The 20,762-nt window shown below is 60.9% G+C and carries 17 protein-coding genes; 4 read left to right on the top strand and 13 right to left on the bottom strand.

Features of this window, described 5'->3' with window-relative positions; all coding sequences use genetic code 11:
* Positions 1 to 26: 26 nt before the first annotated feature.
* The 8 genes from AOA62_RS20300 to AOA62_RS20265 form a co-directional block, all read right to left on the bottom strand.
* Positions 27 to 1,379 carry an LLM class flavin-dependent oxidoreductase gene (locus AOA62_RS20300; protein WP_099549528.1) on the bottom strand — a complete coding sequence of 451 codons (1,353 nt, stop codon included), beginning with the start codon at positions 1,377 to 1,379 and terminating at the stop codon, positions 27 to 29.
* Positions 1,380 to 2,573 carry an SfnB family sulfur acquisition oxidoreductase gene (locus AOA62_RS20295; RefSeq protein ID WP_099549527.1) on the bottom strand — a complete coding sequence of 398 codons (1,194 nt, stop codon included), beginning with the start codon at positions 2,571 to 2,573 and terminating at the stop codon, positions 1,380 to 1,382.
* 24 nt (positions 2,574 to 2,597) lie between these two features.
* Positions 2,598 to 3,839: an SfnB family sulfur acquisition oxidoreductase gene (locus tag AOA62_RS20290; protein WP_099549526.1), complete on the bottom strand. Its 1,242-nt coding sequence runs from the start codon at positions 3,837 to 3,839 to the stop codon at positions 2,598 to 2,600.
* A 187-nt stretch (positions 3,840 to 4,026) separates the two neighbouring features.
* A complete protein-coding gene (locus AOA62_RS20285) occupies positions 4,027 to 4,812 on the bottom strand; it encodes a hypothetical protein (RefSeq protein WP_099549525.1) in 786 nt (261 codons plus the stop codon).
* 375 nt (positions 4,813 to 5,187) lie between these two features.
* Complete coding sequence (tcyN, locus tag AOA62_RS20280) at positions 5,188 to 5,934, bottom strand: L-cystine ABC transporter ATP-binding protein TcyN (protein WP_017135732.1); 747 nt, start codon at positions 5,932 to 5,934, stop codon at positions 5,188 to 5,190.
* A gap of 2 nt (positions 5,935 to 5,936) precedes the next feature.
* A complete protein-coding gene (gene tcyL, locus AOA62_RS20275) occupies positions 5,937 to 6,602 on the bottom strand; it encodes a cystine ABC transporter permease (protein WP_017135731.1) in 666 nt (221 codons plus the stop codon).
* Positions 6,602 to 7,396, bottom strand: a complete 795-nt coding sequence (gene tcyJ, locus AOA62_RS20270) for a cystine ABC transporter substrate-binding protein (RefSeq protein ID WP_017135730.1) — start codon at positions 7,394 to 7,396, stop codon at positions 6,602 to 6,604. The genes tcyL and tcyJ overlap by 1 nt, the downstream gene beginning before the upstream one ends.
* 280 nt (positions 7,397 to 7,676) lie before the next feature.
* A complete protein-coding gene (locus tag AOA62_RS20265) occupies positions 7,677 to 8,672 on the bottom strand; it encodes a D-cysteine desulfhydrase (RefSeq protein ID WP_099549524.1) in 996 nt (331 codons plus the stop codon).
* A 166-nt stretch (positions 8,673 to 8,838) separates the two neighbouring features.
* Here AOA62_RS20265 and epsC point away from each other — a divergent pair, with 166 nt between their 5' ends.
* The 4 genes from epsC (at position 8,839) to mgrA (ending at position 14,815) form a co-directional block, all read left to right on the top strand.
* Entirely contained in the window at positions 8,839 to 9,765 is a 927-nt protein-coding gene (epsC, locus tag AOA62_RS20260) for a serine O-acetyltransferase EpsC (protein WP_017135728.1), read from the top strand.
* Between the two features lie 402 nt (positions 9,766 to 10,167).
* On the top strand, positions 10,168 to 12,129 hold the full coding sequence (gene betT / locus AOA62_RS20255) for a choline transporter BetT (protein WP_169986756.1): 1,962 nt from the start codon (positions 10,168 to 10,170) through the stop codon (positions 12,127 to 12,129).
* 211 nt (positions 12,130 to 12,340) lie between these two features.
* Complete coding sequence (locus AOA62_RS20250; RefSeq protein ID WP_099549523.1) at positions 12,341 to 13,669, top strand: OprD family outer membrane porin; 1,329 nt, start codon at positions 12,341 to 12,343, stop codon at positions 13,667 to 13,669.
* Positions 13,670 to 13,777: 108 nt separating this feature from the next.
* The gene (gene mgrA / locus AOA62_RS20245; protein WP_017135725.1) at positions 13,778 to 14,815 is read left to right on the top strand and encodes an L-glyceraldehyde 3-phosphate reductase; all 1,038 of its coding nucleotides are present in this window, start codon (positions 13,778 to 13,780) and stop codon (positions 14,813 to 14,815) included.
* 554 nt (positions 14,816 to 15,369) lie between these two features.
* On the opposite strand, the gene tauD is transcribed toward mgrA, so the two are convergent.
* The 5 genes from tauD to gshA form a co-directional block, all read right to left on the bottom strand.
* Positions 15,370 to 16,206, bottom strand: coding sequence for a taurine dioxygenase (gene tauD, locus AOA62_RS20240; protein ID WP_099549522.1), 837 nt, complete (start codon positions 16,204 to 16,206; stop codon positions 15,370 to 15,372).
* An 11-nt stretch (positions 16,207 to 16,217) separates the two neighbouring features.
* Positions 16,218 to 17,054 (bottom strand): taurine ABC transporter permease TauC, encoded by an 837-nt coding sequence (gene tauC, locus AOA62_RS20235; protein ID WP_099549521.1) that lies wholly within the window; start codon positions 17,052 to 17,054, stop codon positions 16,218 to 16,220.
* Positions 17,051 to 17,830, bottom strand: a complete 780-nt coding sequence (gene tauB, locus AOA62_RS20230) for a taurine ABC transporter ATP-binding subunit (RefSeq protein WP_017135361.1) — start codon at positions 17,828 to 17,830, stop codon at positions 17,051 to 17,053. Before tauB ends, tauC begins: the two co-directional genes overlap by 4 nt.
* A gap of 18 nt (positions 17,831 to 17,848) precedes the next feature.
* Positions 17,849 to 18,826, bottom strand: coding sequence for a taurine ABC transporter substrate-binding protein (gene tauA / locus AOA62_RS20225; RefSeq protein ID WP_017135362.1), 978 nt, complete (start codon positions 18,824 to 18,826; stop codon positions 17,849 to 17,851).
* A gap of 258 nt (positions 18,827 to 19,084) precedes the next feature.
* Complete coding sequence (gene gshA, locus AOA62_RS20215; protein ID WP_017135363.1) at positions 19,085 to 20,668, bottom strand: glutamate--cysteine ligase; 1,584 nt, start codon at positions 20,666 to 20,668, stop codon at positions 19,085 to 19,087.
* Positions 20,669 to 20,762 lie beyond the last annotated feature (94 nt).

Genomic DNA, 20,762 nt, shown 5'->3' with positions numbered 1-20,762 from the left:
GGCAAGCCAGCTCCCACAGTTTTGGTTCAGTGTCGGTAAGTGGAACCGGTGTGTTGCTCGGGTAGGCGAGCCCCGGCGTGGAAGACCTTTTCGCGCAGTGTTCCCTGCTCATAGGCCGTCTTGTACGACCCACGCTTCTGCAGCTCCGGCACCACCAGGTCGATAAAGTCGACATAGCTTTCCGGCGTCACAATCCGCGTCAAATTGAAGCCGTCCAGGCCGGTCTCGCTGATCCAGGATTCCAGCTCATCAGCCACTTGCTCGGGCGAGCCAACCAAAGTGATGTAGCGCCCACCCAAGGCGTGCTGCTCCAGCAATTTGCGCCGGGTCCAGTCGTTGTTCTGCAGGTTCTTGGTGGCCGACTGAATCGCGTTGCTCTTCACGTACTGGATCGGTTCGTCGATCTCGTATTGAGAAAAATCAATCGCCGTGGACGCCGAAAAATGCGCCACGCCGGCTTCCGGGCTGGCGTAGCTCAAGTACTCGGCGTGCTTGGCCCAGGCCAGCGCTTCGGTGGAGCCAACGATCACGTTAAGCCCCATGAACACCTTGATGTCCTCCGGGTTGCGCCCGGCCTCGACGGCACTGGCGCGCACCTTGTCCACCTGGGTTTTGGTCGCGGCCTTGTTCTGGCCGCTGATGAACACGCACTCGGCATGTTGCCCGGCGAACAGCAGGCCACGGTCCGAACTGCCGGCCTGGAACAATACCGGCGTGCGCTGCGGCGACGGTTCGCACAGGTGATAACCCTCGACCTGATAGAACTCGCCGTGATGCTCGACCTTGTGCACCTTGCCCGGCTGCGCGTAGACCCGCTGCTTGGGGTCGTTGAGCACCGCGTCGTCTTCCCAGCTGCCTTCCCAGAGTTTGTACAGCACCTGCAGGTACTCATCGGCCTGGTCATAGCGGCGGTCATGCTCAACCTGCTCGGTCAGGCCCATGGCCTTGGCGGCGCTGTCGAGGTAGCCGGTGACGATGTTCCAGCCAACCCGGCCACGGCTCAGGTGATCGAGCGTGGACATGCGTCGGGCGAACAGGTACGGCGGCTCGTAGGTGAGGTTGGCGGTGAGGCCGAAACCGAGGTTTTTGGTCACGGCGGCCATGGCCGAGACCAACAGCAGCGGGTCATTGACCGGCAGTTGGATCGACTCTTTGAGCGGCACGTCGATAGCGCTCTGGTACACGTCGTACACGCCGACGATATCCGCGATGAACAAACCGTCGAACAGCCCGCGCTCCAGGGTTTGCGCCAGTTCCGTCCAGTATTCGACGGTTTTGTATTGCGTGGAGGTATCCCGTGGGTGGGTCCACAGGCCGTGGTTGATATGCCCGATGCAGTTCATGTTGAAGGCATTGAGCAGGATTTTTTTCTTCGCCATTCAGATGGTCCCCCGCAGGGGTGGGTTTTCATCGTTGAGGTAGTAATTGCCCACCGCGTGGTACTTCCAGCGCACCGGGTCGTGCAGGGTATGCACGCGGGCGTTGCGCCAGTGACGGTCGAGGCCATGCTCGGCCAGAGTGGCCTGGCTGCCGGCCAACTCGAACAAGGTGCTGCCGGCGGCCAGGGAGATTTCAGTACTCAATGCGCGCACTTCAGCGACAGCAATGGAGGCTGCTGCGACGGTCTGGGCATTGCTGTCGGCCTGGGCGCGGTCGAGGTATTCACCCGCGCGCTCCAGCAAGGCCTCGGTGGCGTGCAGGCGGATGCTCAAGTGGCCGAAGCTCTTGAGCGTCAGTGGGTCTTCGCTGGCCTTGTCGTTGCCGGCGTCGATCCATGGGCGGGTTTTGGTGCGCACAAAGTGCAGCGCATCCTCAAAGGCGGCACGGGCGATGCCGGTGTCGATGGCGGCGTGAAGGATCTGCGCCAGCGGGCCGACGGTGGTCGGGCGCTCGAAGGCGCTCTGAAACGGGATCACGTCCTGGGCGACCACCCAGACGTTGTCGAACACCACCGAACCGCTGCCAGTGGTGCGCTGGCCGAAACCACTCCAGTCGTCGATCACGCTCAAGCCCTCGCTGTCGCGGGGCACAAACGCCAGTTGCTGCACGCCGTGTTCATCCACCACCGAAGTAGGGATGCGTTGAGCGTAGATCGCACCAGTGGAGTAAAACTTGCGCCCGGTGATGCGAAAACCATCGCCATCGCGGGTGATGGCGGTGACGCGGTCATGGGCGGTTTTGGTGCCGAGCTCCGCCAAGGCGTTGCCGAAGCGTTGCCCGGCGAGTACTTCGGCGTACAGGCGCTGTTGCTGGGCGGGGCTGCCATTCACGCGCAGCACTTCCAACGAATAAAAATGGTTTTGCGGGATCTGGCCCAGCGAGGCGTCTGCCTGGGCAATCAGGGCGATGACTTTGGCCAGGGTGACGTTGGAAACGCCAGCGCCGCCATACTCCTTGGGCACGCTGATACCCCACAGGCCGGAGCGCGAAAACACGTCCAGTTCAGGCAAGGGCAGGCGGCGTTCGCGGTCGCGCTGGGCGCTGTCACGGCGGAAGTCTTCGGCCAGATCACTGGCGACAATAAGGGCGTGTTCGTCGCTGGTGATGACCGCGACGTTAGGGGAAAAAGTCATGGGTTTCTCCAGATGTCTGGTCGCTCAGATCCAGGAATGTCGAGCAGGCAAAGTGCCGTTTAGTCGATACGCGCCGATGGCGTGATACTTCCAGCGCACCGGGTCGTGCAGGGTGTGCACGCGGGCGTTGCGCCAGTGGCGGTCGAGGTTGAATTCGGCGAGGGTGGCGCGGCTGCCGGCCAGTTCGAAGAGCTTTTCGCTGACCAGCAACGATACTTCGGTGGTCAGCACCTTGGCCTCGGCCACGGCAATCGAGGCGCGGGCGGCCGATTGCGCGGTGATCGGCGCGGCGCTGACCTCGTCCAGCACCTTGCCGGCCTTGCGCAGCAGGGCTTCGGCGGCGTGCAGTTCGATTTTCAGTTTGCCGATATCGGCGATCACGTACAGGTCATCGCTGGCGCGTTCGACCTTTGCGTCGATCCACGGGCGCGAACGTTCGCGCACGAAGGCGATGGTGTCATCCAGCGCCCCACGGGCGATGCCGGCATCGATGGCGGCCTGGATCAGTTGCGAAACGGCGCCCTGGATATTCGGGCTTTCGCCGAGGCGCCAGTTGTCGACGACCAACTCTGCGTCCACCGGCACCTGATCGAGCAATACCGTGCCGCTGGCGGTGGTGCGTTGGCCAAAGCCCGACCAATCGTCAACGATGCGCAGTCCTGGCGTGCCACGGCGCACGAACGCCATGACTTGCTTGCCGTCATCGTTGAGTGCTTTTACTGCGACCCAATGGGCGAACAAGGCGCCGGTGGAGTAGAACTTCTGGCCGCTGATCACATAGCCGTCATCCCTGGCAGTGAGGCGCGCCTTGAGTTCCAGGGTGTTTTTGGTGCCGCGTTCGGGGCCGCCATTGCCGATGCGCCAACCGTCGAGCACGCTCTGGAACAGCTGCTTTTTCTGGCGCTCGGTGGCGGTGCTTTGCAGCAGGTGCAGAATGCCGAAATGGTTCTGCGGGATTTGCCCGAGGGCCGGGTCCGCTGCGCTGATGATCGCGAACACTTCGGCCAGGGTCACGAATGACACCTGGGGGCCGCCGTATTCACGGGGAATGGAAATACTGCCCAGCCCGCTGCGGGTGAACTGTTCAAGCTGCGCCCAGGGCAGCTTGCGCTGCTGGTCGCGTTTGGCCGCTTGCAGGCGCGCGGCCTGAGCCAGCTCATGGGCCGCGCTCAACGCCTGGGCGTCGTTGCGCAGCACCGTGGCCGGCAACAGCAGTGGGGCTACGTCCAGATCACTCTGGGGGGGTGTTAGAGCCAAGTTAGACATCAGCGCCGCTCCTTGGCTGCACGTAATGCCCTGGCGTTATGCACCGGGGTAATTCTGACCATACCGACCTCGCATTCAATGAAATAAAAACAGAAAAATCAGAGATGTCCGGTGGTCCGGTGCATATACCCTAAGCGTGTTAAATTTTTAAATAAACTAACTTATTGGAATATGCATAGAAGGGCTGTTACCCAGGTTCGCAGGGTGACCCGGGCTGGCGCGGTTGATAGGTCGTCGCGGCCCTGGCGGGGCGGGCTGGCGGCTGTTGCGCGCACGTGGCGATGTTCAAGGTGCGTACCGGTGCCCAGCGCGAATTATTGCCGACCCGATCGAGAATGCAGTACGTCACGTCCAGGCGGCTGTCGTCGCCCGCTTCGATAATCATTGTGGACGGCACCCACACCTGCACCGGCAGGCCGACGCCTTTGGCCTGGATTCTTGGCAGGTCCAGGCGCACGTCGCCCCAGCGCAAGGTGATTGAATCGCCCGTGGCCATGTTCAGGTAGGGCTGGATGGTCAGCGGAATGCCGCGCCGCACCTGGCTGCCGTTGACACCGTAGCGGCGGATGGTTTCGGGCAGGCACACCGGGGCGAGGTTCTGGTTTTCATCGTCCAGCAGTGCAGAAGGGTGGCCACCGGGATAGCAGGTCTTCACAGGCACCTGAGTGAGGTCTGAACGTGCCGGGCCGTGGCCGACTTGCATGACCTGGTAGTGAACCCGTGCGGTGCCATCCTGAATAAAACTTTCGGGTACACGCAGGCGGGTCAGCGTGCCGACCTTGCACGCGGTAATCCGACGTGAGTCGGCAAAGCAGTTGTTCCAGAACAGTTCGATCAGGTCGCCCTCGTCCATGCCAGGGTAAGGCGCGATATCCACCTGCAATTGGGTGGCGGCGAGGGCATTGATGCCGTGTCGATTCGCCTGGGGCAGGGTCGGGGCGGTGAGCGTGGCCTGGGGTGCGGTGCGCGTCATAAGTAATCTCCTTGATGCAGCCAGCAGCAATCGTTCCGGCGCCCGTGGCGCGATTGCGCGCAGGGTGCCGAAAGGAACGATTCAGTGAGTAGCCGGGATAGGATCCAATCCTCTGAGCGCTAGATAAGAGGGTTGGCCAGCGGGCGTCAATGGCGGCAAAAGGCTAAACGGCGAGTTGGAGCAGATTCAGAAAAGGCTGACGCGGCGGGGGATTTTAAGGCAGGTTTGGCGGGGCGTTTTACCCATAGTTGCGAGGGTTTTGCGTAGGACTGTGGCGAGGGAGCTTGCTCCCGCTGGAGTGCGAAGCGCTCCCAGGATTTTGGGGCCGCTGCGCAGCCCAGCGGGAGCAAGCTCCCTCGCCACGCTGCAAGCCAGTCAGTGGGCCAAAAACTTGCTCAAAAACTGCTTGGTCCGTTCTTCCTTGGGGTTGGCGAACAGTGCCTTGGCTTCGCCTTGCTCCACGATCACGCCTTTGTCGAAGAAGATCACCCGGTTGGCAACATCGCGGGCGAAGCTCATTTCGTGGGTGACGATGACCATGGTGCGGTTTTCTTCGGCCAGGCTGCGGATGGTCGCCAGCACTTCGCCGACCAGCTCCGGGTCGAGCGCCGAGGTGGGCTCGTCAAACAGAATCACCTCCGGTTCCATGGCTAAGGCACGGGCAATCGCCACGCGCTGTTGCTGGCCGCCGGACAAACGCCGTGGGTAGGCGTCTTCCTTGCCGGCCAGGCCGACCCTGGCCAAGAGCTTGCGACCGAGCGCGGTCGCCGTCTCGCGCGGCATCTTCTTGACCACGATCGGGCCTTCGATGACGTTTTCCAGCGCGGTGCGGTGCGGGAACAGGTTGAAATTCTGGAACACAAAACCCACATGCTGGCGCAAGCGCCGCACCAGGCCTTGTTGCTGGCTGAGCGGTTTGCTGCTGTCGATCTCGATATCACCGACCTTGATGCGACCGCTGGTGGGTTCTTCGAGGAAGTTCAGGCAGCGCAGCAAGGTGGTCTTGCCGGAACCGCTGGGGCCAATGATGGCGACCACTTCTCCTTCCTTGACCTCCAGGTCGATGCCGTTGAGTACTACCTGACCTTTGAATTGTTTGGTCAGTTTTTCAACCACGATCATGCTCAGGACTCCAGGTCATGCCGGTTGACCCGGTCTTCCAGGCGATTTTGAAAGTGCGCCAGGATGCTTGCCAGGATCCAGTAGATCAGGGCGGCGGACAGGTACATGGTGAAGATTTCGAAAGTACGCGCCGACACCAGCTGTGCCTGGCGGAACAACTCCGGCACCTGGATTGTGGCGGCCAGTGCCGTGTCCTTGACCAGCGAAATAAAGCTGTTGCCCAGCGGCGGCAAGGCCGTGCGCATGGCCTGCGGCAGAATGGCCCGGCGCAGGGTCTGCGCGCGTGTCATGCCGATACTGGCGGCCGCTTCCCATTGGCCGCGTTCGATGGAGCTGATCGCCGCGCGCAGGATTTCACAGGCGTAAGCGGCCATGTTCAGCGAAAAGCCGATCATGGCCGCCGGGATCGGATCCAGCTCGATGCCCACTTGCGGCAAGCCGTAGTAGATCAAGAACAGCTGCACCAGCAAGGGCGTGCCGCGAAAAAACGACACGTAGACTCGGGCGGTCCAGCTTAGAAGCTTGAAGCGCGACAAACGCATCAAGGCGAGACCGAAGCCCAGCAACAAGCCGAAAAACATCCCGCCGAGGCTAAGAATCACCGTGTAGTACGCGCCCTTGAGCAGAAAGGGCGCGGAGTCCAGCGCGAGTTGGAAACCTGCTTCCATTATTCAGTGACGTCAGCGTTGAAGTACTTCTCGGACAGCTTCTTCAAGGTGCCATCGGCGCGCAGCTTGTCGAGGGCCTTGTTCACAGCGTCGAGCAGTTCCGGCTCGCCTTTGCGCAGGGCAATACCGGCTTCCTGACGGGAGAAGGCATCACCGGCGGCGGCGGTGTCCGGGGCTTTCTTGGCGTATTCCAGAGCGGCCAGGCGGTCGATCAGGATGGCGTCGATACGGCCGATACGCAGGTCCTGGAACTTGGTCGGGTCATCGTTATAGGTCTTGATGATGGCTTTGGGTTGATTGTCCTTGAGCCATTGTTCGTAGTTGGTGCCCAGGCCCACACCGACTTTCTTGCCGGCCAGGTCGTCGGCGGTCTTGATGCTTTCGACGTTTTTCTTCAGCACCAGCGCCTGGATACCGGAGACGGTGTAAGGCTTGGAGAAGTCATACTTCTTTTTGCGCTCCTCGGAGATGGTCACTTGGTTGACCACAGCATCCAGGCGCTTGGATTCCAGGGCGGCGAGGATGCCGTCCCATGGCGTGGCCTGCAGCTTGACCTTGACGCCCAGCTCTTTGGCCAGCGCTTCGGACAGCTCGACTTCAAAGCCGCTGAGCTTGCCGCTTTCATCGACAAAGCTGAACGGCGGGTAGGTGCCTTCCAGGCCGATCTTGATCTCGCCCGCCTTCTTGATGGTGCTCAGCTGCTCGCCGGCGATGGCTTGGCCCATCAGACCAGCCCCGAGTGCCAAGCCCAAAGTGCCAACCAGCAACGTGCGACGCAATACAGAAATAGTCATGAACAGCCCCTGTGTTTTTTATGTTGAGCGAAGCAGGTGACGCAGTAGTCGTATCCTGCCTTAAAGCGCGGTGCGCGTCTTCGCCTTCGGCGCGACTATAAAGCGAGTTTTTAAGACTTGAAAATAATATAAAATTAATTTGATATTTCTTTTTGGAATATTAGGTTGATCTAATGTGGAAGCTGGCTTGCCTGCGATAACGGTGTATCAGCCAACACATTTGTAGCTGACGAACCGCTATCGCAGGCAAGCCAGCTCCCACATTTTGATCGGTGTTTATTCAGTTAAGCACCGAGTCATACGCAAACAGCGCCGGCGCCCCGCCGGTGTGCAGGAAAATGATCGGGCCGTCCTCAAACCGCTGACGCCCGATGCCATCGAGCAAACCGGCCATGGCCTTGCCGGTGTAGACCGGGTCCAGCAGCAAGCCTTCCTGGCTGGCTAATAGCTTGACCGCCGCCAGGGTGCCGGCGTTCGGTTCGCCGTAGCGCGGGCCGAAATATTCGTCCCACAGGATCACTTTGAAGGCTTCGGGAATGTCCACGCCCAGCAACTCGGCGGTGCGTTCGGCCAGGCCCTGTACTTTCGGGAACTGGGCTTCTTCGGTGCGCGACACGGTAATGCCCACCACCGGCAGGTCCGGCAGCACTTCACTCAACGCCAGCGCGAGGCCGCTATGGGTGCCCGCGCTGCCCGAGGCCAGCACCACGGCGGCGAACTCAATGCCGCTGTCTTCGATCTGCCCGGCCAGCTCCAGCCCGGCGCGCACGTAACCCAAGGCACCCAAGGCATTGGAGCCGCCGATGGGGACGAGGTAGGGCTTCTTGCCGTTGCTGCGCAGGCGGTCGGCGAGGGCGTTGAGCTGGTCGTCGACGTTATCGAGGTTCTCGACCAATTCCACCTTTGCGTCGAACAACTCCAGCAGCAAACGGTTGCCATTGCCCAGATAGTTGGGGTCTTCGGTGCCGGTAGGGTTTTCCAGCAGCGCCACGCAGCCCAGGCCGAGCTTGGCGGCCAGCGCGGCGGTCTGGCGCACATGGTTGGATTGGATGGCGCCGGCGGTCACCAGGGTGTCGGCGCCCTGGGCGATGGCATCGGCGGCCAGGTATTCAAGCTTGCGCAGCTTGTTACCGCCCATGGCCAGCGGCGTGGTGTCGTCGCGCTTGACGTAAATGTCCCTGCCCAGCCAGGCCGACAGCCGCTCGAGTTTTTCCAGGGCGGTGGCGCCGCCCAGCAGTTCCAGGCGGTTAAAACGGTCGAGCTGTTGTTTGATCATGGCGACATACAGTGGCTAAGTGATGGGGCGACTATAGGCAGGCACTTTTCAACCGGCAACCGCCAATCGCTTATGTCGGATAGTTCTTAGCATCACACCATTGGTTCTTAAGGGTGGCCAGGGTGCATACCGTAAAGTGATGGCCATATCGTCAGGAGTGAATACCGTGAGTGAGCGTTCCAGTCATTGGCAATTACAGACCATCGTCAGCCAGCTGCGCAGCGCCCGGGACCAGTGGCGAACGCGCAATGGCCGCCTGAGTGGCGAACACGGTGGCCGCGAGTTGCCGTCCCGCGAGGCGGTGGCGCAGATTCTTGAAGCGTTGTGCGGCGCGCTGTTCCCGATGCGCCTGGGCCCGGTGGACCTGCGTGAAGAAAGTGAAGATTTTTACGTCGGGCATACCCTCGACGTCGCCCTGAATGCCTTGCTCGCCCAGGCCCGCCTGGAGCTGCGCTACGCCGCGCGCCAGGGCGCAAGGGATGACAGCGAGGTCGATGCCCTGGCCATCCGCCTGATCCAGGATTTCGCCCTGGCCTTGCCCTCGCTGCGCAGCCTGTTGGACACCGACGTGCTCGCCGCCTACCACGGCGACCCGGCTGCGCGCAGTGTGGATGAAGTGCTGCTGTGCTATCCGGGGATTCTGGCGGTGATTCACCATCGCCTGGCGCACCATCTGTACCGCGCCGGGCTGCCGTTGCTGGCGCGGATCAGTGCAGAGATTGCTCACTCGGCCACCGGCATCGATATTCACCCCGGCGCGCAGATCGGCCCGAGTTTCTTTATCGACCACGGGACAGGTGTGGTGATCGGCGAGACCGCGATCATCGGCGAGCGCGTGCGCATCTACCAGGCCGTGACGTTGGGCGCCAAGCGTTTCCCGGCGGATGAGGACGGGCAGTTGCAGAAAGGCCACCCGCGCCATCCGATCGTTGAGGACGATGTGGTGATTTATGCCGGGGCGACGATCCTGGGGCGCATCACCATCGGCAAGGGCTCGACCATTGGCGGCAATGTGTGGCTGACCCGCAGCGTGCCGGCGGGGGCGAACATCACGCAGGCGAATTTGCAACATGACGACGGCGCGCAGAAATAGTATTTGAGCCAAACACCGATCAACTGTGGGAGCTGGCTTGCCTGCGATAGCGGAGGACCAGTTGGCACATTTGTAGCTGACAGACCGCTATCGCAGGCAAGCCAGCTCCCACAGTAGTGTCCGCATTTCAATTCCGAGCCACTGAACGATTTGCCATCCCCGCCCGTCATACCAATCCTTGAGCTAGTGTAGGAATTGTCTACCACTCAGCCCTGCGATTAGTCCCAAACCGCCTACCTATGTTTAACTTGAATGCTCGTTCAAGTTAAACCCGGTGGTTCGCTGCCCGCTCACAACAGGAGGCTTACCTTTGCTGAGTCCGTTATTTACAGCCACATCACACACCTTCGGGGTGCATCGTTCATGAGTGCATCGTCCACCCCATCCAGCGGCCTGGTGCGCATGAATGCGCCGGTTTTCTACTTTGCCGCAACCTTCATTTTGCTGTTTGGCATCACTGTCATCGCTATTCCGCAACAGGCCGGTGCCTGGCTGCTGGCAGCGCAAAACTGGGCGGCCAACACGGTCGGCTGGTACTACATGCTCGCGATGACGCTGTATCTGGTCTTCGTGGTGGTCACCGCGCTATCGGGCTACGGCAAGATAAAACTCGGTGCCGACCACGACGAGCCCGAATTCAGTTACCTGTCCTGGGCCGGCATGTTGTTCGCCGCGGGGATCAGCATCACGCTGTTTTTCTTCTGCGTCTCCGAGCCGCTGACACACCTGGTGCAGCCGCCTCAGGGCGCGCCGATGAATGCCGATGCGGCTCGCCAGGCCATGCAGATCCTGTTTCTGCACTGGGGTCTGCATGGCTGGGGCGTGTTTGCCTTTGTCGGCATGGCCCTGGCGTACTTCGCCTACCGGCATAACCTGCCGCTGGCGCTGCGTTCGGCGCTGTACCCGTTGATCGGCAAGCGCATCAACGGCCCCATCGGTTATGCGGTGGACGGCTTCGGCATCATCGCCACGGTGTTCGGCCTGGGCGCCGATATGGGTTTTGGCGTGTTGCACCTCAACTCCGGTCTCGACTACCTGTTTGGCATCGCGCATACGCAGTGGATCCAGGTCGGCCTGATCACCTTGATGATGGGCGCCGCGATCCTGGTTGCCGTCGCCGGCGTCGACAAGGGCGTGCGAGTGATGTCCGACATCAACATGCTGCTGGCCTGTGCGCTGCTGCTGTTTGTGTTGTTCGCAGGCCCCACCCAGCACTTGCTCAACACCTTGATCCAGAACATCGGTGACTACCTCGGCGCCTTGCCGACCAAGAGCTTCGATGTGTACGCCTACGACAAACCCAGCGACTGGCTGGGCGGTTGGACGGTGTTCTACTGGGCCTGGTGGATCGCATGGTCGCCGTTCGTGGGCCTGTTCATCGCGCGTATTTCCCGTGGTCGGACCATCCGCGAGTTCGTCTTCGGCGTACTGCTGATTCCGCTGGGCTTCACCCTGGCGTGGATGTCGATCTTCGGCAACAGCGCCATCGACCAGGTACTCAACCACGGCATGACCGCGTTGGGCCAGTCGGCCATCGATGACCCGTCGATGAGCCTCTACCTGCTGCTGGAAACCTACCCGTGGAGCAAGACGGTGATCGCCGTCACGGTGTTTATCAGCTTCGTGTTCTTCGTCACTTCGGCGGATTCCGGCACTGTAGTGCTGTCGACGCTTTCGTCCAAAGGCGGCAACGCCGATGAAGACGGGCCGAAATGGCTGCGGGTGTTCTGGGGCGCGATGACGGCGCTGGTCACCAGTGCCCTGCTGTTTGCCGGCAGTATCGACTCGCTCAAATCGGCAGTGGTGCTGACCTCGTTGCCGTTCTCGCTGATTTTGCTGCTGATGATGTGGGGGCTGCACAAGGCCTTCTACCTCGAATCGCAGAAGCAGATTGCCCAGCTGCATTCGCTGGCACCGGTGTCGGCGGCGCGCAAAGGCCGAGGCGGTTGGCGCCAGCGTTTGAGCCAGGCCGTGCACTTCCCGTCACGTGATGAGGTGTACCGTTTCCTCGAATCGACGGTGCGCCCGGCGATTGAAGAAGTGACGGCGGTGTTTGTCGAGAAAGGCCTGAATGTGGTGACTCAGCCGGACCCGTCCAACGACAGCGTCAGCCTGGAAATCGGGCATGGCGAGGAGCATCCATTCGTTTACCAGGTGCAGATGCGCGGTTACTTCACGCCGTCGTTTGCCCGTGGTGGCATGGGTTCCAAAGAGATCAACAACCGCCGCTATTACCGCGCGGAAGTGCACTTGAGTGAGGGCAGCCAGGACTACGATCTGGTCGGCTACACCAAGGAGCAGATCATCAACGACATCCTCGACCAGTACGAGCGCCACCTGCAGTTCCTGCACCTGGTGCGCTGACCCACCGATCGTTCCCACGCTCCGCGTGGGAACGATCAAATGCCCGCAAACCCGTGTAATTAAAGGCTTTCTTAAACTTAATTTCATTCGTGAACTAAGCGTTTTGACTCCGAACTGTCATCTGGCCACTGCGTAATTGTGTGAAGCGTTTGACGCTTTCATTTCAGAACAGTGACGGAGACCGGTAACAATGAAGACGTTAATAAGCCCCATGGTAGGTGCCGCCATGGCGAGCTTTATGCTGTCCGCCCATGCCGATTTTATCGACGACAGCCACGCCGACGTGACCCTGCTCAACCGCTATCTCAACCAGCAAGGTCGTGATGTGGTGGGCAGCAACGCCAAGGCGCATAGCGTGCGGGATTGGGGCCAGGGTTTCGAGTTCAACTTCAAGTCCGGCTACACCGAAGGCCCGGTCGGTTTTGGCCTGGATTTGCAGGCGTTTTACGGCTTGAAACTCGACTCCGGCGGCGACCTCAACGACAAGGATCACCAGGGCCGTTACCCAGGCAGCATGTTCCCGTTGGACAACGGCAAATCCGCCGACCAGTTCGGTGTACTCAGCCCGACCTTCAAGATGCGTTTCGCCAAAGATGAACTGCGGGTTGGCACGCTGTATGGCAACAACCCGGTACTGGCCAACACCGACGGCCGCCTGTACCAGCAGACCAATACCGGCGTACAACTGGTCTCCAAAGACCTCAGCGACTTCACCTTCACCGGCGGCGATATCTTCAAGACCAAGATCCGCAGCGAAACCGGCGACCAAGGCATGATCACCGCCGGTGGCACCCGAGAAAGCGATCGCTTCCTGTTCGGCGGTGCGGATTACACCGGCATCCAGAACACCACCGTGAGCCTGTGGTACTCCAACCTTGAGGATTACTACCAGCAGTTCTTCCTCGGCGCCAAGCGCCATGACGCGTTGTCCGTGGGCGCCATCGACACCGACGTGCGCGTGTTCCGCAGCCTTGGTGTAGGCGCCAACGCCGACGGCGATAAAGACTTTACCGGCGCCGGTCTGTATGGCGACGGCACCAGCAAGGGCCGCATCAACCAAACCACCGCCAGCTTGCTGGAGAGCTACAGCCTGGATGGTCACACCGTCGGCTTGGGCATCCAGAAAAACAGCGGTGACAGCGACTTCCCGTACCTCGATTCCGGCCTCAACAGCGGCGACAACCGCCAAGGGCCGGGCTCAGGCGCAGACACCCCGGCGCTCACCAACATGCAGTTGAATAAATTTCAACACGCCGGTGAGCGCACTTGGCTTGCGCAGTACAAGTATGACTTCGGTAAGCTGGGCCTTACCGGCCTGACGTTCTCGGCGGCCTATGCCCACGGTGATGACATCCGCACCGTGCAAGGCACCACCAGCGAGTGGGAACGCAACATTGCCGTGGCTTACCAAGTACCGACCGGCACCCTCAAGGGCCTGGGCGTGACCTGGAAAAATGCCCACGCCAGCCCGGATATTACCGGTGCCACCGTTCAAGATGAAAATCGCTTTTATGTCAGCTACGTCGTTCCACTCTGGTAGGAAATTGCTGTAGAACGGAGCGGCAGGCTTAAGCGATTCAGCTGGTTAAAAGGCCTGGGAATAACCTTATTCCCAGGCCTTATTTGCCTACGTCCAAGAGAGGATTCGATGACTTACATTGCTGCCGAAAACCGCTATGAATCTATCCCGTACCGCCGCGTAGGTCGCAGTGGATTGGTGCTGCCGGCACTGTCCCTGGGGCTGTGGCACAACTTTGGCGACAGCACCCCGATTGACACCCAGCGCGCCCTGCTGCGCACTGCGTTTGACCTGGGGATCAACCACTTCGACCTGGCCAACAACTACGGCCCACCGTATGGCAGCGCCGAGATCAACTTCGGCCGTTTGCTGCGTGAAGACTTCAAGCACTACCGCGACGAGCTGATCATTTCCAGCAAAGCCGGCTGGGACATGTGGCCCGGCCCTTACGGCCAGGGTGGCGGGTCGCGCAAATACGTACTGGCGAGCCTGGACCAGAGCCTGCAACGCCTGGGCGTCGACTACGTGGATATTTTCTACTCTCACCGTTTTGACGCCGACACCCCGTTGGAAGAAACCGCCAGCGCCCTTGCCACTGCCGTGCAGCAGGGTAAGGCGTTGTACATCGGTATCTCTTCTTATTCCGGGGTGAAAACCCGCGAAATGGCGGCGCTGCTCAAAGAGTGGAAAGTGCCGTTGCTGATCCACCAGCCGGCCTACAACCTGCTCAACCGCTGGATTGAAAAAGACCTGCTGGATACCACCGACGAACTTGGCGCAGGGGTGATTGCTTTCACACCACTGGCCCAGGGTTTGCTCACCGACAAGTACCTCAACGGCGTGCCGGCCGATGCGCGGGTCAACCGCCCAGGTGGCGGCTCGTTGCAGGCCAAGCACTTGTCTGAAGCCAACATTGCCCATGTGCGCGGGTTGAATGAAATCGCCAAGCGCCGTGGCCAGAGCCTCGCGCAACTGGCCCTGGCCTGGACCCTGCGTGACCCGCGGGTGACCAGTGCCTTGATTGGTGCGAGCCGACCGGAGCAGATCATTGAAAACGTCGGCGCGTTGAAGAACTTGAGCTTCAGCGCGGAAGAACTGGCGGAGATTGATCGGTTTGCGCAGGAAGGCGGGATTAACCTGTGGGAAAAACCATCCACTGCTGAATAAGCCGGTACAAGCCGGTCAAAAATGTGGGAGCCGGGCTTGCCCGCGAAGGCGGTGTGTCAGTCGATGAATGTATGGGCTGGTCCACCGCTATCGCAGGCAAGCCAGCTCCCACATTTTGACCTTCAGTGTGGCAAATTCATTCGGCAGTACGCGGTCAATGTGGGAGCCGGGCTTGCCCGCGATGGCGGTGCATCAGTCGATGAAGTAGTGGCTGGTCCACCGCTATCGCAGGCAAGCCAGCTCCCACATTTTGATCTTCAGTGTGGCAAATTCACTCGGCAGTACGCGGTCAATGTGGGAGCCGGGCTTGCCCGCGATGGCGGTGTGTCAGTCGATGAATGTATGGGCTGGTCCGCCGCTATCGCAGGCAAGCCAGCTCCCATATTTTGATCTTCAGTGTGGCAAATTCATTCGTCAGTACGCGGTCAATGTGGGAGCCGGGCTTGCCCGCGAAGGCGGTGTGTCAGTCGATTAAGTTGTGGCTGGTCCACCGCTATCGCAGGCAAGCCAGCTCCCACATTTTGATCTTCATTGATTCAGAGGTTGTGCCTGGTTTAGAAGGGGACGTCGCCCAGGATTGTGGCGCGATGCATCACGCGCCGTTGCGGACGGTAGTCATCCACGGCGTAGTGCTGGGTCACGCGGTTGTCCCAGAACGCCACGTCGTTCTCCTGCCAGCGCCAGCGAATGGTGAATTCCGGCCGTGTTGCGTGGGCAAACAGCAGCTTGAGTATGGCCTCGCTTTCCGCCGGCTCCAGCTCGTTGATTTTGGTGGTGAACCCATCACTCACAAACAATGACTTACGCCCGCTGACCGGATGCGTGCGCACCACCGGGTGTGACAGGGGGGGATTCTTCTTGCGGGTCTCTTCCCAGCGCGCCAGGTCTTCGGCGGTGTTACCAAAGCGCTCCAGCGGGAAGGATTTGGTGAAATCATGAGTCGCCGTCAGGCCGCCGAGCAGGCGCTTGAAGGGTTCCGACAAGGCTTCATACGCCGCAATGCCACTGGCCCACAACGTGTCGCCACCAAAGGCCGGCAGCAGCTTGGCGCTGAGCACCGCGCCGAGCGCCGGCGTCGGCAGGAAGGTCACGTCGGTGTGCCATACGGCGTTGTCGCGCACGTCAGTCACGGCAGTGTCGAGGATCAGCACTTCGGGCTGCTCCGGCACGTTGGGGTAGATCGGGTGAATATGCAGGTCGCCAAAATTTGCCGCAAACCGCGCCTGTTGCTGCGGCGTGACGGCTTGGCCACGGAAGAACAGCACCGAGTGGCTGAGCAGCGCCTGCTCAATGCCGTCACGTTCTTCAAAGCTCAACGGTTGGGTGATATCGACGCCACTGATCAGGGCGCCCAGGGCGGTGCTTATTGGCGTAACGGTCAGGCTGCTCATGCGGTTCTCACTCAATGTGCCTGGCCATGCCAAGGCACTAATTTGCGCTGAAGGGCACGCAGGCCCATTTCCATGGCGAAGGCAATCAGGGCGATCACCAGAATCCCCAGCACCACCACGTCGGTGACCAGGAACTGCGCCGCTGACTGCACCATAAAGCCCAGGCCGCTGGTGGCGGCGATCAGCTCGGCGGCAACCAGGGTCGACCAACCCACACCCAGGCCGATGCGCACGCCGGTAAGGATGTCGGGCAGCGCGCTCGGCAGGATCACATGGCGAATCAACTGGGCGCGGGTGGCGCCCAACGACTGCGCGGCACGCAGTTTGGCCGGGTCGACCGTGCGCACGCCGGTCGCGGTGGCGATGGCGATAGGCGCAAAGATCGCCAGGTAAATCAGCAATACCTTGGACAGCTCACCGATGCCGCACCAGATCACGATCAGCGGCAGGTAAGCCAGGGGCGGAATCGGCCGATAGAACTCGATCAGCGGGTCGAGGATGCCACGGGCAATGCGGTTGGCACCGATGGCAATCCCCACCGGCACGGCGGTCAGTACCGCAAAGCCCAGGCCCAGGCCGATGCGCGTGAGGCTCGCGCCCAGGTGCTGCCACAAGGTGGAATCCATATAGCCGGTGGTCGCCAGCAGCCAGCCTTTTTGCAGCACGGCGGATGGTGGCGGCAGGAATAGCGGTTCGATCAGGCCAGTGGCGGTAACCGCCCACCAGATTGCCAGCAAGGCGACCAGGGTGAGTACGCTGATCCAGCGTGTGCTCAGGCGACGACGTACCGGAATAACCTTGTGCGCTACCGGCTTGGCGGCCGTGGCGGGAAGTTCGTAGCTGCTCATGCAGGCACCTGCCGTTGCGAGAACACTTTGCCCAGCACGTGTTCACGGGTTTCGATAAAGCGCGGGTCGGATTTGATCGCCCGCGCCGATTCACCGGCGGCGTAGCGTTGACCGAAGTCCAGGTGCAGGCGCTCGACGATCTGGCCTGGGTTGGGCGCCAGCAGGATCAGGTCGGTGGCGAGAAATACCGCTTCTTCGATGTCATGGGTAATCAGGAACACCGGCTTGGCCGTGCGCCGCCAGACTTGCAGGAGCAACTCCTGCATCTGTTCGCGGGTGAAGGCATCGAGGGCGCCGAAAGGCTCGTCCATCAGCAGCACGCGAGGGTCAGCCGCCAGCGCGCGGGCCAGGCCGACACGCTGTTTCTGGCCACCGGAAAGCTGCCAGATACGGCGGCTGTCGAAACCGGCCAGATCGACCAGTGCGAGCATTTCCCGGGCGCGCACTTCGCGTTGTGCCTTGGGCACACCGGCCAGTTCCAGGCCGAAGCCGACGTTGGCCAGCACGTCCTGCCAGGGCAGCAGAGCGTCGTCCTGGAACACCACGCCGCGTTCGGCGCTCGGGCCTTTGACCGGCACGCCATCGAGGGTGATGCGCCCGGCAGAAGGTTCGACGAAGCCGGCAATCAGGTTCAACAGCGAAGTCTTGCCACTGCCGGACGGGCCGAGGGCCACCAGCAATTGCTGAGGCCCAAGGTCGAGTGAGATATCGGACAGTACCGGTTCTGTGGCGCCTGGGTACTGTGCGCTGATGCGCTCCAGTTGTAGCAAGGCCATCGCGATGAACTCCTTGAATCAGTTAGTGATGAACTTGGCGCTGACGTAAGGGGCGTAGTCCGGCAGCACGGCGTCGACTTTGCCTTGTTCCTTGAGGAACGCGGCGGTGTCGGTCACAGCCTTGGTGGTCGGTGCGCCCAGCAGGGTTACTTGGTCAGCGGCCAGTGGGTAGACGTTGCCTTGCAGCAGCAGTGGGATATCACTGGCCTTGGCGCCGGAGAGCTTCACCAGCTTGTCGACGTTGCCTTTGTCGGCCAGCCAGGCCTGTGGGTCTTTGCGGTAGGCGGCGTAGGCGTCCAGGGTGACTTTGGCGAAGGCCGTGACGATTTCCGGGTGTTTTTCGGCGAAGTCTTTGCGCACGATCCAGGCATCGAAGGTTGGCGCGCCGAACTTGGCCAGCTCGCCGGAAGTGATCAGCACTTTGCCGTTTTCCTTGGCAACGCCCAGGGCCGGGTCCCACACGTATGTCGCGTCGATATCACCGCGCTTCCACGCCGCAATGATTGCCGGTGGTGCGAGGTTGAGGATGGTCACTTTGGAAGGGTCGATGTTCCAGTGTTTCAGCGCGGCCAACAGGCTGTAGTGGCCGGTAGACACGAAAGGCACGGCAATCTTTTTGCCGACCAGGTCCTGTGGGCTGTTGATCCCCGAACCATTGCGCGCTACCAGCGCTTCGGCGCCGCCGATCTGGGTGGCGACCAGGAAGGTTTCAACGGGTACTTTGCGCGTTACCGCAGCGGTCAGCGGGCTGGAACCGAGGTAGCCGATCTGGACGTCGCCGGAAGCAATGGCGGCGATGATGTCGGCGCCATTGTCGAATTTGCGCCAGTCGATCCTGGCGTTGGTAGCTTTTTCATACGCACCGTCGGCCTGGGCGACTTTCGCCGGGTCTACGGTGGTCTGGTAGGCGATGGTCACATCTGCCGCCTGGGCAAACAGGCTGGCACCGGCCAGGGACAATGCGGCCAAGAGGCGCAATGGGGTAAGCAGTTTCAAGGGGAAGCTCCTCAATCAGGCGGCCGAGGGTCGGCGTGTGAGGAGACTAAATGATCTAAGAACTCGAAAATAAATAACATTTTCGAATTAGCTTATGAGGAGAAGAGTGAGCGCAATCTTCAACCCAATGAAGGCAAATGTGGGAGCTGGCTTGCCTGCGATAGCATCACCTGGGTATCACTGATACACCGAGGTGTTTGCATCGCAGGCAAGCCAGCTCCCACACAAACCAGGTCCCACAGGAGATGGCGTGATGCTTTAGTTACTGATCGCCAGAATGCTTGCCTGGTACGAGCCGACAAACACGTCAAAGTCGCCCACTTCGTTTTGCTCAAGCTCCACCTGCTGAGCCAGCGACTTACGTGCCAACTCTTCAAAGCGTGCCTGCTCCTCGGCCGGTAAAGGCTCCTGGCGGAAGTGCGCGGCGTGCACCTCGCTCTGATGCAGGGAGAATTGCGCAAAGCTCTCTTTGCGCTCGGCCATCGCTGCCAGCACTTGGGCCGACGGCGTCAGGGACGAGTCCTTGACCTTCGCCAACTGAGCGTCCAGCGCCTGGCTGTGCTCGGTGATGCCGTGGCTCTCATCCAGCAAGGCCGCCAGCGGGGCGATCTTCTCCAGCAGCTCGGTGGCCCATTCCTTCATGTCCACCGCCTGGCCTTCACGCTGCAATTGCAGGCCTGGGCGACGGCCTTCCTTGACCACACTGAGGAAGTTGGAGGTGGCATTGCCACACTCGTTGTTGGCGAACAGCGGGCTGTCGTTCAACGCGCAGTACAGCAGGAACGCATCAAGGAAACGCGACTCCGGCAGGTCGATGCCCATCGGCAGGAACGGGTTGATGTCCAGGCAGCGCACTTCGATGTACTGGATGCCACGGGCCATCAGCGCCTGGATCGGCCGCTCGCCGGTGTAGGTCACGCGCTTGGGGCGGATGTTGGAGTAGTACTCGTTTTCGATCTGCAGGATGTTGGTGTTGAGCTGCACCCATTCACCATCCTTATGGGTGCCGATTTCGACGTAAGGCGCGTAGGGCGTTGCCACCGCTTCGCGCAGGCTGTCGGTGTAGCTGTTCAAGTCGTTGTAGCACGGCGTCAGCCCAGCCTGAGCGTTGCTCTGGTAACCCAGGTCGCTCATGCGCAGGCTGGTGGCGTACGGCAAGTACAGCGTGTCGGCGTCCAGCACTTCAAGTTGGTGCGAACGGCCGCGCAGGAAACCGGCGTCCAGGGCCGGTGAAGCACCAAACAGGTACATCAGCAGCCAGCTGTAGCGGCGGAAGTTACGGATCAGCGCGATGTAGGCGGTGGACTGGTAGTCGCGGTCGGTGCCGACGAAGCCTTCAGTCTCCTTGAGCAACGGCCACAGCTGTTCCGGCAGGGAAAAGTTGTAGTGGATGCCGGCGATGCACTGCATGGTCTTGCCGTAACGCAGGGCCAGGCCCTTGCGGTACACGTACTTGAGCTGGCCGATATTGGAGGTGCCGTAGTAGGCGATCGGAATATCTTCCTCGGCCGGCAACGGGCACGGCATCGAAGGGCTCCACAGGTACTCGCTGCCGAGCTTGCTGTAGGCAAACCGATGGATCTTGTCCAGGCTGCTCAGGGTGTCGGCCGGGTTGGGCAGGGCGGGAGTGATGAACTCCAGCAGCGATTCCGAGTAGTCGGTGGTGATCAATTCATTGGTCAACGCGGCGCCCAGGGCTTCTGGATGCGGCGTTTGTGCCAGGCGACCCTCACCGGTGACGCGTAGGCATTCACGCTCGATGCCGTGCAAGCATTGCTCTAGCAGGGAGAGGTGTTCGCGCTTGCCGAGCAGGGCCAGGCGGCGGTTGAGAAGTTCGCTCAAGTTGGATTCCTTCACGCGTCAGTCGCCCCAATATGGGGGTGGGCAGGACGGTCTACAAGGGTGAAGTTGAAACTGGCGTTATCGCCTGGTTTAG

The organism is Pseudomonas sp. 2995-3, from assembly GCF_002742565.1.
Taxonomy (GTDB): Bacteria; Pseudomonadota; Gammaproteobacteria; order Pseudomonadales; family Pseudomonadaceae; genus Aquipseudomonas; species Aquipseudomonas edaphica.
The sequence above is the reverse complement of the archived record's forward strand: the minus strand, read 5'-3'. Positions and strand labels throughout refer to the sequence as shown.